Genomic DNA, 13,314 nt, shown 5'->3' on the forward strand with positions numbered 1-13,314 from the left:
CCCATAAGTCGGATTATGGGGATAAATCCATAAAAGGAGTTTGTCATGGCTACCAAACATGGCAAAAACTCTTGGAAAACATTATACCTTGAAATTTCGTTTTTGGGGTGTAAAGTTGTTGTTTTATTGAAGCGGTAGTTTTGTCAAACGAAGTTTCTGTAAAACGATAGCTTTTGTTTTTCAAAAGTTCCCTTAAGGCTTTTAGCTTTAAGGGTTTTCCTTTAAATTTTATCCTTAACTTATGGGGTTATAAAACTCTTTAAATTAGCCCCAATATTCTTTTTAGCACTCTTTGCTCGGAATACTAGATTTTAAAAAACTCCGCCAAAAACGATAGATTTTTTTATAAAAGAAAATCAAAAGCTTATTTCTTAAAAAATAGAAAATAAACGCTAATGAAATTATAAAGGTGGATATGATATAATGGACTTAGGAAACGCCAATAAAATTAAAAAGGTTCAAAAATAGTGTTAGCTCTCCCTTTGATAGAAAAACGCCCTTTTTTAAATCACGAACGCATCAAATTACATAGTTTTTCGCAAATTAAAGCGTATTTTGACACACTCAATTTTGACACAAGTCATTTTGTTAATTCTAATGATATTTGCACCCCATTAGATTGTGTGAAAGAAATGATAGACGCTATCCCAAGCGATTTTTTTAAACAAGAACATTTAAAAATTTTAGATTGCTGTTGTGGGAATGGGAATTTTTTTGCTTATTTAGAGACTAAGACTTCTTTAAGCAATCTGTATTTTAATGAGATTAACCCTAAACGCATTGAGCATGTTAAAAAATATTTTGGGAACAATATCCATTTAAGCTGTAAGGATTTTTTAAAATTTGATAGGGCTACTCTTTATGACTTAATCGTGGCTAATCCGCCTTTTGCTAAATTTAATGCACTAGGTCGCACTTCTAAAAATCATAATCTGGCAAGAGACTTTATTAAAAAAGCCTTAGAGCTTACAAAAAATGGGGGTTATATTTTATTTATTGTGCCTAATCATTGGATGAGTTTTTCAGATAGGAATGTTTTACCCAACTTACTCTCACAATATCAATTTATCCATCTTAATATTGGTGGAGCTAAAAAATACTTTAAAAAAGTCGGATCATCTTTCACTTGGTTTTTATTACAAAAAATCCCTAATCAAAAAAGTTTTATTGTTGAAAATCATTACACCTTAAAAGACAAACAAAGAGTATCTCTTAAAACTCGTTTGAATTTTATTCCATTATATTTAAATGAATTGGTTTGTAGCATTTTAGATAAGACAATCAATAACACTCATTTACCCACCTACAAAATAGAAACAACAAGCTTTCTACACAGAACAACCAAAAAGGAATTTTTATCGCCCATTCAAAATAAGGACTATCCTTATAAGCTTATCCATACCCCTAGTCAAGTCGTATATAGTAAAATCTCTCACAAATATCAAGAAGGCTATAAAGTCTTTTTATCTTTAACTAATCAATACAGCACATTTATTGATAATTGCGGTATGACACAAAGCATTGCGTTTGTGCGTTGCAAAAACTACGAAGAGGCCTTAAAAATTAAAACCGAATTAGATAATGAAATTTATTTATTTCTTAATAATCTCACTCGTTATGGAAATTTTAATAACATTAGAGTGTTACAGCATTTACCTTTATTGGAAAGTATTGTTCTAAACAAGCAAGAATTAGAATTTATCCAAAAATTTAATGGGGCGTATTATGGCAAAAAGAAAGAGCGATATAATTTTAAAGAGTGTTAATGATTTAAAAGATGAAATTGATTACAAGGACTTTGAATACAAAGAGTATTTTAATTTGTTATGCGAATTAGTCCCCAATAATAGTTTGGAAAAATTAGAAATCAACGCCATTGATGAAAAGAATATGAAAAACGAAGGACTTGTATATGTGTTTGTTATTCAAGGTAAAATTTTTAAAATCGGTCATAGCATTACACCCATCACGAAGCGAATACAATCTTATAATTGTGGCAAAATAGAATATCGTAAAAATGGCACTTGCAACACAACAAATTATTTTGTATTGCAATCGCTCTTAAAGATTAATAAAATCGTACAAGTGTATGCATTTTTTCCAGAACAACCTACCTATACCCTATTTGGTAAAACTTACCAAGATAGTTTTTCAACTTCTAAAAGGGCTGAGAATGTGATTTTAGAAAATTTTATTAAAAATCATAATAAAAAACCTATCGGATGCACACAGACTTAAAAAGAATATTTTTTATACATTACATATGTTTTTTAAAGTATGGTCAAAAATAATCTCCACACTAAAGCTATAATATAAAGAGCTAAATTTGATGATTTTACTCAGTAGAGCGAATGAGTTTTTGCTCTTTAAACTTATTTTCAATCGTCATTGCGTCATCATCTCTAAAGCCAGAATTATCATGTTATCAAAGCTTTCCACCCTTTCTTTAGGGCTTAAGGCTTCTTTAGTGATTAAGTGATCCGAAACCGAGCATAAGCATAAAGCCTTAGCACTCAATTCCATCGCCGTGGCGTATAACCCTGCCGCTTCCATTTCAATAGCCAAGTGGTTGTATTGGGCCATTAAATCAAAGGCATGCGTTTCAAAAGAATAGAAAAAATCGCTTGAAAAAACATTGCCCACTTTCAAATCAATGCCCAAACGCTTTGCTGTTTGATACGCTCTTAAGCTCAATTCAAAATCAGGCGTTGCGCTCAAATCGTGGTTTAAAAAACGCACCCGATTGGTTTTAGAATCCGTTGAAGCTCCAGTGGCCATGATAATGTCTTTCAAGCCAACTTTTGGGCTAATCGCCCCGCAAGTGCCAATCCTTAAAAGCTCTTTAACCTGATAGGTTTTAATGAGTTCGGTTACATAAATCGTGCATGACGCAATGCCCATGCCATGCCCCATTAAAGAAATCCCCTTACCCTTATACTTCCCGCTAAAGCCTAGCATGTTACGCACATTCGTGATCTCTTTGGCGTCTTGTAAAAATTTTTTCGCAATGTAGCTCACCCTTAAAGGATCGCCGCATAAAAGGCATTGAGGATAAAAATCGCCGATTTTGGCGTTGATGTGAGGGGTCATGGTTGTCCTTTAAAGTTTAATAAGTTTTTGCCATAATCTAAGGGGCTTAATCCCAAAAAGTGAGCGATACTCTGCCCAATATCCGCAAACGACTCGCTCTTGCCTAAAAAGGCTGGTTGTAAATCCTTGTGATAGAACAAAACAGGAATGTATTCTCGTGTGTGATCGGTGCCTTTAAAGCTGGGATCGCACCCATGATCGGCGCAAAGAATGAGCAAATCGTTTTCTTTTAAATTGTCTAAAACCTCTTTTAAACGCGTATCAAAATACTCTAAAGCGTTAGCATACCCGCTAATATCGCGCCGATGCCCATAATCGCTATCAAAATGCACAAAATTCGTAAAAATCAAGCTGTTATTTGGGGCGTTTTTGACCTGCTCTAAAGTAACATCGCATAGCTCCATCAAACTACCGGCTTTGAACTTTTGAGTGATCCCCACATGAGCGTAAATATCAGCGATTTTTCCAATGCTGATGACTTCGCCTCGCTTTTCTTCAATGAATGTTTCAAAAAGCAATTTTTTATGGGGCTTTATCGCATAGTCTTTGCGATTGGCGGTGCGTTTGAAATTCTCTCTATTGGTGCCAATAAAGGGGCGTGCGATCACTCTAGCGATCTTTAAAGGCTCTAGAATTTGAAACGCTTCTTCACAAAGAGCGTATAAATGATCAAGCCCAAACTTTTCTTCATGCGCAGCGATTTGAAACACCGAATCCGCTGAAGTGTAAAAAATGGGGTATAAAGTTTCTAAATGCTTTTCGCCTAAATCTTTAATGATTTCTGTCCCTGATGCGTGGCAATTCCCTAAATAGCCCTTAATCTTAGTTTTACGCACAATTTCATCTAAAATCTCTTTAGGAAACGAATCATTTTTGTCTTTAAAATACCCCCACTCAAAAAGAACGGGCGCGCCCATCATCTCCCAATGCCCAGAAATCGTATCCTTAGCGCTAGAAAGTTCTTTGGCGTAAGCGTAAGCCCCTATTAAATTAGGTTGGGATTCAAAGCCTAAGGGCAATTCATTTGCGGCTTTTAAAGCGCTCAACCCTAAACCCAAACTTTCTAAATAAGGCAGTTTCAAAGCCCCATGGCGATCGTTAGAATCAGCCAAGTTGTTAAAACAAGCCTTAGCGATATTGCCTAAAGTGTTCGCCCCCAAATCGCCAAAATCTCTAGCGTCTTCGCTAGCCCCTATACCAAAAGAATCCAATAATAAGATTACCACTCTTTTTTGCATGTTTTGTCCTTTTAATGAGCGTTTAGCCCTATGAATAACCCAGCGATAGTCGCGCTCATGAAATTAGAAAGCGTGCCTACAAGCACCGCTTTTAAAGCAAGCCTTACAATGAGATCTTTCTTTTTAGGCACTAAACTGCCAAGCCCCCCAATCAGCATAGCGACTGAACTTAAGTTAGCAAACCCGCACAACGCAAAAGTGATGATCGCTTTAGTTTTCTCGCTCAAGATTAAAGGAGGGTTATCGCCCAAATAAGGCAAAAATTGCATATAGCCCACAAATTCATTGAGCGCGATTTTAATGCCTATGATTTCTCCAGCAATCCCAGCCTGACTCCACGGAATGCCTAGCATAAAAGCTAAGGGTTTTAAAAGCGTGCCTAAAACTAACCCTAAAGACAAATGCTCCATGCCCAAAAACCCCCCCACAACCCCTAAAAGCCCGTTAATGAGCGCAAGCATTCCCACAAAGGCTAAAAGCATCGCTCCCACATGCAAGGCTAAATTTAGCCCTGTGCTTGCCCCATTAGCGATAGCTTCTATGGCATTGACATGCTTTTCTACCGAAACATCTGCATGGCTAGAAATGGTTTCGTTTTGCGGGTAAATGATTTTAGCGAACAACAAACCTCCAGGAGCGGACATAAACGAAGCAGCGATCAAATAAGGCAAAGGAATGCCCATGCTCGCATACCCGGCTAACACAGGCCCCGCAACGCTAGCCATGCCCACGCACATGACCGCAAAAATCTCTGAATCGCTCATGCTTTTCAAATAAGGTTTAATGACTAGGGGCGCTTCGGTGTGCGCTACAAAAATATTAGCCGCTGCACTCATGCTTTCTGTTTTAGAAGTGCCTAAGCATTTTTGCAACGCCCCACCGATGAGATTGATAAATAAAGGCATGATTTTTAAATAATATAGAAGTGAAATCAAGCTAGCAAAAAAGATAATGATCGCTAAAACGTTGATCGCAAAGATAAAGCCTCCTATCCCTTGATCGCCCTTAGCGTTTGGAGCGAGATTGCCAAATAAAAAACGCACCCCCTCATAGCCGTAGCCAATCACGCTTTGTATGCCGCTGGCTAAGCCTTGCAACATTTCCCTACCCAAAGGCACATATAAAGCCAACGCCCCTAAAGCCACTTGAATCACAAACGCGCTAATAATCGTGCGATAATTAATAGCCCTTTTATTGCTAGAAAACACCCAAGCAATAAGAAAAAGCACCGCCATCCCTACAACACTAAAAAGAGAGCTAAAAATCATCGTCAAATCCCTAATGTAAGAAATTAAAAGATGCAGAGTTATTGTAGTTTAGGTTTGCTAAAAAAAAGATTAAATGAATATTAAATGAAGTTTAAATCAAAATCATGGTGTCAAGAGGGGGACTTGAACCCCCGACCTCCGGCTTATGAGACCAGCGCTCTAAACCAGCTGAGCTACCTTGACAAAAAAATAAAAGAATAAGATTATACAAAAAATTTTCTTAAAAATCCATTAAAATTACATTAAACTTTTATTATCAATCCTACTTCCCTAAATTAATGATAAAAATTAGATATTTTCTTGTAAAATAAGTCGCATGTTTAAGAAAATTTTTCCATTAGCGTTAGTGTCATCGTTGCGGTTTTTAGGGCTTTTTATTGTTTTGCCGGTCATTAGTTTGTATGCGGATAGTTTCCATTCAAGCAGTCCCTTACTCGTGGGGTTGGCTGTGGGCGGAGCGTATCTTACGCAAATTGTTTTTCAAACCCCCATGGGCATTCTTAGCGACAAGATAGGCCGTAAAGTGGTGGTTATGGTGTGCTTGTTGTTGTTTTTAGCTGGCTCGTTAGTGTGCTTCATAGCAAATGATATTGTTTGGCTCGTTATAGGGCGCTTCATTCAAGGCATGGGGGCTTTAGGGGGGGTTGTTAGCGCGATGGTGGCGGATGAAGTGAAAGAAGAAGAGCGCACCAAAGCGATGGCGATCATGGGAGCGTTTATTTTCATTAGCTTCACCATAAGCATGGCCATAGGTCCTGGGGTTGTGGCGTTCTTTGGGGGGGCAAAATGGCTCTTCTTGCTCACGGCGATCTTAACTTTATTGAGTTTATTGATGCTTTTAAAAGTCAAAGACGCCTCTAAAATTTCTTACCAGATCAAAAACATCAAAGCTTACCAACCCAACTCTAAAGCCTTGTATCTTTTGTATCTAAGCTCTTTTTTTGAAAAAGCGTTCATGACGCTTATTTTTGTGCTGATCCCTTTAGCTTTAGTGAATGAATTTCATAAAGATGAAAGCTTTTTAATTTTTGTGTATGTGCCTGGAGCCTTATTAGGGGTTTTAAGCATGGGGATAGCGAGCGTTATGGCTGAAAAATACAACAAGCCTAAAGGGGTGATTCTTTCTGGTGCGCTGTTGTTTGTGGTGAGTTATTTGTGCTTGTTTTTAGCCGACTCTAGCTTTTTAGGAAAATATTTATGGCTCTTTATTGTTGGGGTGGCGTTTTTCTTTATTGGCTTTGCCACCTTAGAGCCTATCATGCAATCTTTAGCGTCCAAATTCGCCAGAGCGCATGAAAAAGGCAAGGTTTTAGGGCAATTCACTACTTTTGGCTATTTGGGGAGCTTTGTTGGGGGCGTGAGTGGGGGGTTGAGTTATCATCATTTAGGCGTTTCTAACACAAGCTTAATCGTTGTAGCTTTAGGGCTTATTTGGGGACTATCGCTCTTTTTACTCAACAACCCTTCCAAGCAAAAAAATGTCTATTTCCCCTTAGACGCTTATAATGAGGAAAAATTTGAAACTTTAGAGGACAAAATCATTGAATGGTATGTTAATATTAGCGAAGAAATCATTATTGTGAAATATAATTCCGATCACATTAGCGAAGAAGAAATCATTCGCTTAGTGCAAAACTTTAGAAAATAAAACAATCAAGGATCAAAAATGGCCTATGAAATTTCTAAAAAAGTCTTACACATTGTGGGCAAGACCAACGCCACTTACAAACTCATAGAAGAAGGCGATAAAATCTTATTAGGATTGAGTGGGGGCAAGGATTCTATCATGCTCGCTTGCATCTTAGCCAGGATGCAAAAACATGCCCCTTTCAAATTTGATTTTAAAGCGGTTACCGTGCATTATGGTTTGGGCGAAGATTTGAAATGGTTGAGTGATTTGTGCCAAGAGCAAGGCATTGAGCATGAGATCATTTACACCCAAATCGCTGCCACCATCAACGAAAAACGCCGTGAAAAAAGCTCGTTTTGTTCGTTTTGTTCTCGTTTGAGGAGAGGGACTTTGTATTCTAAGGCTTTAGAAGAAGGCTATAATAAAATCGCTATCGCGCACCATTTAGATGATGCGGTGGAGAGCTTTTTTATGAATTTCACTTATAACGGGAGTTTAAGGAGCATGCCCCCCATTTATAGGGCTGAAAACGGCTTGTTGGTGATCCGCCCTTTGATTAAGGTTCGAGAAGCTAGTAGCATTCATTTTGTCACTTCTCAAAATATCCCCGTCGCTCCTGATTGCAATTGCCCGGCCAAACAGCCCACCTCTGATAAGCCACCTATCGCGCGATTAGCCACTAAAAATTTCTTAAAAGAAATGCAAAACTTGCACCCTCGTTTCTTTGATAGCTTAGAGAATGCGTTCAATAATGTCCAAGCGAGCAGCTTTAGCGACGCTAGATATTTAGACGCTTAAGCTTTCATTTAAGCTTTTTTGTTGAGTATTTTGATCGCAATGGTGAATAACACCCCTTCAAAAATAGCCGCCATGAGCAATGCGTAGTAGGTGTTTTGCGAGATCGCTTGCGCTTTTAAACCCACTGCTGCGGTGGTTACTAAAAAAGTTAAAGGCATAGAAGCCCCTAAGGCGAATGAAAATAAATGCTTAGCTTCTTTAAAGTATTTACGCCACAATAAGGTTGAAGTGATCAAGTGCAAACTCAACATCGCTATGACAATCAATATCCCTTGGAGAATCAAATGCGGGTTTAAAAACACTAATTTTAAGTCTAAAGTAGAGCCTACATGGATGAAAAACAAAGGCACAAAAAACCCAAACCCCACATCATTGAGCTTGTGGATCAATTCTGATTTGTGAGGGAAAAAAGTAGAAACGACTAACCCTGCTAGAAACGCCCCTAAAACCATTTCTATTTTGAGCCACACCACGATCGCAACTAAGGAAAAAAAGAGCATGAGCGAAAAACGCACATCTTGGTTAAACTGACTGCTTTTAGGCATCACAAAAAGCTTTAAATGCGGGAACCACCAAAACAAAGTCTTAAAGATTTGAAACGCCACGATAATTAAGATTAAAAAAACAATAAGAATGCCTAAATCTTTAATCAAATCCATGCCCAAACCATGCGAATACACCCCATCCACGACCACCAAACCAAAAATGCTTAACAATTCCCCAATAACGCCCACTTTCAAAACCAAATCAAGCCACAAAATCTCTTTACGATAATCTTTGACTAAAGTCATGATCATGCCCAAACTGATAATAGGGAAAATCACCATAAAAATAGGCTCTAAATTAAGGCTAAAAGTGAGGATGAATGAAAGCATGTATAAAATCAACAGATAAGCAAAAATGCGTTTTAAAAGAGAAACCCCTAATTTTTTAAACAAATAAATTTCCACTTCCAAACCGCACAAAAACATTAAAAATAAAAAGCCAATTTCGGACATGATTTCAAAGCCCTTAGTAGGCTCAATAAAACCCACATACGCCCCAACAGACCCAAATAAAATCTCCACGACCGTGATAGGCAAACGAGAGATTCTAGACACATAAGGGGCTATCACGATTAAAAGCATAATGAGCGCGAAAGTGAAAAATTCTGCATGCATGTCTTAATTTTACCTTATTTATTGATTAAGTTTTCAAAATAACGAGATTTTGCTCTTTATAAGTGGTGAAAACCCCTTTTTTGATTTCACAATAAGTTACCCCTAACGCTACTAAAAACGCTAAAAATTGCGCGATAGGGTAAGTTACCCAAACCCCATCAATCCCATAGAAATAACTTAAAATCGGCAATAGGACAATAATAAACCCTAGCGTGTGCGAAAGGGTGATGATAAACGAACTTTTAGTGCGTTGAATAGATTGGAAAAACACCGCGCATAACAAAGTCATGCCTAAAAAAACATAGCCAACGTAGTAAATATTCATCGCTCTTTTAGTCTCTTGCATAAAGAGCGCGTCTTGTTCGCTTGGCTGTAAATAAAGCTTGATTAAAAATTCATCTAAAAAATAATAAACGCCATAGAAAAAAATCCCTATACAAAACGCCGCTTTCAAACCAAAAACAAACACCTCTTTCACGCGCTCTAAATTTCTAGCCCCATAGCTAAAGCTCGCAATCGGTTGGATGCCTTGAGAAATCGCAAACAAAGTCGTAAAAAAGATAATCGCATTATACATAACGATCCCATACATGCTCACAAACCTTTCCCCAGCCGTGTGCATGATAGCGGTATTAAACAATAAAATCATAATAGAAGCGCTAAATTCCGCCGTGCTTTGAGGCACACCGCTTTTAGCTGAAGAAATGACCGAAGACAAAGAAAATCGTTTGATGAAATACAATTGCCCTTTTTTGCGCCAAAAATGCTGCATTAAGACTAAAACCCCTATCGCATGCCCTATCACGGTGGCTATCGCGCTGCCTTGAACCCCCACTTCCAACACAAAAATAAACCAATAATTGAAAAAGATATTCGCTAACGAGCCAATCAACATCGCCACCATCGCTAAAACGGGGCGTTTGTCATTCACCACAAAGACATCCGCTAAAGGGTGCAAAACCATAAAAACAGAGCCCATTAAAATGATTTCAATATAACGTTTGGACATGCTCAATAAAGCGTCATTGCTCCCAAAAAAACGCGCGATAGTTTCGCTAAAAGGCAGTAGCGCCATGCTCAAAATAAAGGCGCTTATAGCGACAAAATAAAACACGCTGCTAAACACAAGCCTAGCCCTATGGGTTTTATTTTGACCCAAAAAATACCCCACAATGCTCGCTGCCCCAAAACCAAAAAGCAATTCATACGCAATGAGTCCTGGAAAAATAGGCCATGCGATATTGACCGCAGCGATAGCTTCTTTACCCAGTTTCTTGCCCACAAACATGCCATCTACCATAGAGTAAGTAGAAAGTGAGATCATAGAAAAAGCTAAAGGGATGAAGTAATAAAAAAAGAGCTTTCTAATAGAATCTTTATGCAAATCAATCTTTTTTTTGAGCATTTAAACCCCACACCGCTTAAAATCCATGACAAATTCTTTTATTTTAACATAAAAAGAGAGGCAATCTACCCATTCGCGCAATTGGATTTAAGCAGCACCATTAAAGTTTAAAAAATGGTTTTTAACACAAAAGGGATTTTTCTTTATTGGGTAGTCCATTTAACGCCCTTTAAGTTTTTTTAAACTTTATCGTAATGAATCTAAGCCAAAACAGCGCCAACAAACCCAAAGCCCCACCCACAAAGCCAATATACCCTAGCCCTAATTGGTGGATCACAATACTGCCAAACAGCGCTCCTGATCCAATCCCCACATTATAACTCCCCGAAAAAATCGCGCTCGCAACATCCGTAGCATCAGGCGCTAATTGCAACACCCTCATTTGCAAGGAAATCGTAAGCGAAGTGATCCCAACCCCCCATAAAAAAATTTGTAAGAAAACCACCCACTCTAAGTTTTTAAACACAAAAAGCAAGAGTTGCGGGAAAATGACTAAAATCATTGCAAAAGCGATAAATTTTCTTGAATTTTTCGCATACAAACGGCCGAATAAAAAACTCCCCACCACGCCTGCTAACCCAAACACAAACAACATTAGCGTCGTAATGTCAGGAGAAAATTGGCTGATTTGAAGGATAAAAGGCTCAATATAGCTATAAGTGGTGAAATGCCCAGAGATAACCATGATCACAAGCAAATAAATCCCCATTAAAAGCGGGCGTTTCATTAATATAGGGACACTTGCGAGCGTGCCTGCGTTTCTACTCGGTAAATGCGGGAGCAATTTCCACATCAGCAGCATTATAAGAGTCGCAACGCCCCCGATCACGCCAAAAGTAGAGCGCCAATCCAGGATTTGCCCAATGATCCTCCCAAGCGGCAACCCTAAAATCATCGCTAACGAACTCCCTAACGCTAATAACCCTAAAGCCTGTTGTTTTTTATTTCTTGGAGCGACACGAATGACTAAAGAAGCCGTGATGGACCAAAAAATAGAGTGGGCAAAAGCGATACCCATACGAGAAATGAGAAGCACCCAAAAATTCCACGCTAACGCTGAAAGGATATGACTGAGAATAAAAAGGGCGAAAAGAAAAAGCAATAAGCGTTTCCTTTCAATTTTAGCGCTAAGCAGCATCAAGGGCAATGAGCCAAGAGACACCACCCACGCATAAGCAGTAATCATAAGCCCCACTGTTGCACTCTCCATTTCAAAACTTTTCGCAATATCTGATAAGAGCGCGACAGGGACAAACTCCGTGGTGTTAAAAATAAACGCCGAAAGCGAAAACACAAAAACCCGCATTAAAGCGAACTTTTGATACGATTGTTTGGTTATCATCATTTAAATCTTAAGGGGTTAAATTTTATTCAATTTGAAAGCTTGGAGTATAGGACAAAAATTTTAATCGCTTGTAAATTGGGGGGTGGTTAAAACAAATATTTCCGCTCCATAGGAGCATTAATTTAATGGAGTTGTTACTATATAAAACAGAATTTAAAATCATTTCCAACTTTTAACCAATCTATTTTTTGTAACTGCGATCATTGTTTATTGAGCGCTAGAATTAATTGCTTTTTAATATTTTAGAATTTTAGAATAAAGGATAATTAAAATGAAAAAAACTTTTTTGATCGCTTTAGCACTGGCAACTTCTCTTATAGGCGCTGAAAATACCAAATGGGATTATAAAAATAAAGAAAACGGCCCGCACCGCTGGGACAAATTGCACAAAGATTTTGAAGTGTGCAAAAGCGGTAAAAGCCAATCGCCCATCAACATTGAGCATTACTACCACACGCAAGATAAAGCCGATTTGCAATTCAAATACGCCGCTTCTAAACCTAAAGCGATCTTTTTCACTCATCACACTTTAAAGGCTTCGTTTGAGCCGACTAACCACATCAATTATAGAGGGCATGACTATGTGCTGGATAATGTGCATTTCCACGCCCCTATGGAGTTTTTAATCAATAATAAAAATAGGCCTTTGAGCGCGCATTTCGTGCATAAAGACGCTAAAGGGCGTTTGTTAGTGTTGGCGATTGGTTTTGAAGAAGGGAAAGAAAACCCCAACCTTGATCCTATTTTAGAAGGCATTCAAAAGAAACAAAATTTTAAAGAGGTGGCATTAGACGCTTTCTTGCCTAAAAGCATCAATTACTACCATTTTAACGGCTCTCTCACCGCTCCTCCTTGCACAGAGGGGGTGGCATGGTTTGTCATAGAAGAGCCTTTGGAAGTCTCTGCCAAACAATTGGCTGAAATCAAAAAACGCATGAAAAATTCGCCTAACCAACGCCCCGTCCAGCCTGACTACAACACCGTGATTATTAAAAGTTCAGCTGAGACCCACTAAAGATCCGCTAAAATTAAAAACTCTCTCTTTTGAAAAGAGAGAGATAAAAATCATTTTTAATAAGACACTGCTAAAAATTGCAACCGCTTGTATTTTGTGAAACGCTCAAACGCTAAAAACGATTAAAATTTCTGATAAGGAGTTTAAAAAAGGCTCTGTTCTAATTGGATAATATAGAGTTTTTAAAATACTATAAATAAGCTAAAAACGATTTTATGGTGTTCTTATTTTCTTATGCCTACATCCTTTTACTATAACCATAACCCGCTTTTTCTGCTTTTTTCTCGGTATTAGCAATTACTTTTATTTCTTTATTGACATCAGCAAATATTTTTTGAACGAACAAAAGGCTTTGAGAGGTTGGA

Annotated in this window: 12 protein-coding genes and 1 tRNA gene; 5 read left to right on the forward strand and 8 right to left on the reverse strand. The window is 38.0% G+C overall.

What is annotated here, in order from left to right:
• Positions 1–467: 467 nt before the first annotated feature.
• Both EAL49_RS07255 and EAL49_RS07260 read left to right on the forward strand, forming a co-directional pair.
• On the forward strand, positions 468–1,766 hold the full coding sequence (locus EAL49_RS07255; protein ID WP_101001939.1) for an Eco57I restriction-modification methylase domain-containing protein: 1,299 nt from the start codon (positions 468–470) through the stop codon (positions 1,764–1,766).
• A complete protein-coding gene (locus EAL49_RS07260) occupies positions 1,726–2,238 on the forward strand; it encodes a GIY-YIG nuclease family protein (RefSeq protein ID WP_101001938.1) in 513 nt (170 codons plus the stop codon). The genes EAL49_RS07255 and EAL49_RS07260 overlap by 41 nt, the downstream gene beginning before the upstream one ends.
• A 147-nt stretch (positions 2,239–2,385) precedes the next feature.
• Here EAL49_RS07260 and deoD read toward each other — a convergent pair whose 3' ends face one another.
• The 4 genes from deoD to EAL49_RS07280 all read right to left on the reverse strand — a co-directional run bounded on the left by deoD (position 2,386) and on the right by EAL49_RS07280 (position 5,779).
• Positions 2,386–3,090, reverse strand: coding sequence for a purine-nucleoside phosphorylase (gene deoD, locus EAL49_RS07265; protein ID WP_000187703.1), 705 nt, complete (start codon positions 3,088–3,090; stop codon positions 2,386–2,388).
• Positions 3,087–4,328 carry a phosphopentomutase gene (locus EAL49_RS07270; RefSeq protein WP_120829631.1) on the reverse strand — a complete coding sequence of 414 codons (1,242 nt, stop codon included), beginning with the start codon at positions 4,326–4,328 and terminating at the stop codon, positions 3,087–3,089. Before EAL49_RS07270 ends, deoD begins: the two co-directional genes overlap by 4 nt.
• Before the next feature lie 11 nt (positions 4,329–4,339).
• Positions 4,340–5,596: a NupC/NupG family nucleoside CNT transporter gene (locus tag EAL49_RS07275; protein ID WP_120829632.1), complete on the reverse strand. Its 1,257-nt coding sequence runs from the start codon at positions 5,594–5,596 to the stop codon at positions 4,340–4,342.
• 105 nt (positions 5,597–5,701) lie between these two features.
• A tRNA-Met gene (locus tag EAL49_RS07280) sits at positions 5,702–5,779 on the reverse strand.
• 172 nt (positions 5,780–5,951) lie between these two features.
• Between EAL49_RS07280 and EAL49_RS07285 the strand changes: the two genes are divergently transcribed.
• The gene (locus tag EAL49_RS07285; protein ID WP_341466556.1) at positions 5,952–7,244 is read left to right on the forward strand and encodes an MFS transporter; all 1,293 of its coding nucleotides are present in this window, start codon (positions 5,952–5,954) and stop codon (positions 7,242–7,244) included.
• 18 nt (positions 7,245–7,262) lie between these two features.
• Positions 7,263–8,024 carry a tRNA 2-thiocytidine(32) synthetase TtcA gene (locus tag EAL49_RS07290; RefSeq protein ID WP_000312850.1) on the forward strand — a complete coding sequence of 254 codons (762 nt, stop codon included), beginning with the start codon at positions 7,263–7,265 and terminating at the stop codon, positions 8,022–8,024.
• 8 nt (positions 8,025–8,032) lie between these two features.
• Here the strand turns inward: EAL49_RS07290 and EAL49_RS07295 are convergent, their stop codons facing one another.
• The 3 genes from EAL49_RS07295 to EAL49_RS07305 all read right to left on the reverse strand — a co-directional run bounded on the left by EAL49_RS07295 (position 8,033) and on the right by EAL49_RS07305 (position 11,934).
• Entirely contained in the window at positions 8,033–9,184 is a 1,152-nt protein-coding gene (locus EAL49_RS07295) for a cation:proton antiporter (RefSeq protein WP_120829634.1), read from the reverse strand.
• A gap of 25 nt (positions 9,185–9,209) precedes the next feature.
• Positions 9,210–10,589: an HP1184 family multidrug efflux MATE transporter gene (locus EAL49_RS07300; protein ID WP_120829635.1), complete on the reverse strand. Its 1,380-nt coding sequence runs from the start codon at positions 10,587–10,589 to the stop codon at positions 9,210–9,212.
• Positions 10,590–10,758: 169 nt separating this feature from the next.
• On the reverse strand, positions 10,759–11,934 hold the full coding sequence (locus EAL49_RS07305; RefSeq protein ID WP_120829636.1) for a sugar transporter: 1,176 nt from the start codon (positions 11,932–11,934) through the stop codon (positions 10,759–10,761).
• Positions 11,935–12,205: 271 nt separating this feature from the next.
• Here EAL49_RS07305 and EAL49_RS07310 point away from each other — a divergent pair, with 271 nt between their 5' ends.
• Positions 12,206–12,949: a carbonic anhydrase gene (locus EAL49_RS07310; protein WP_120829637.1), complete on the forward strand. Its 744-nt coding sequence runs from the start codon at positions 12,206–12,208 to the stop codon at positions 12,947–12,949.
• Positions 12,950–13,187: 238 nt separating this feature from the next.
• Here the strand turns inward: EAL49_RS07310 and EAL49_RS07315 are convergent.
• A partial coding sequence (locus EAL49_RS07315) for a DUF874 family protein (RefSeq protein WP_120828798.1) occupies positions 13,188–13,314 on the reverse strand: 127 nt, incomplete at its 5' end.

It is taken from the genome of Helicobacter pylori (genome assembly GCF_003637665.1).
Taxonomy (GTDB): domain Bacteria; phylum Campylobacterota; class Campylobacteria; order Campylobacterales; family Helicobacteraceae; genus Helicobacter; species Helicobacter pylori_CK.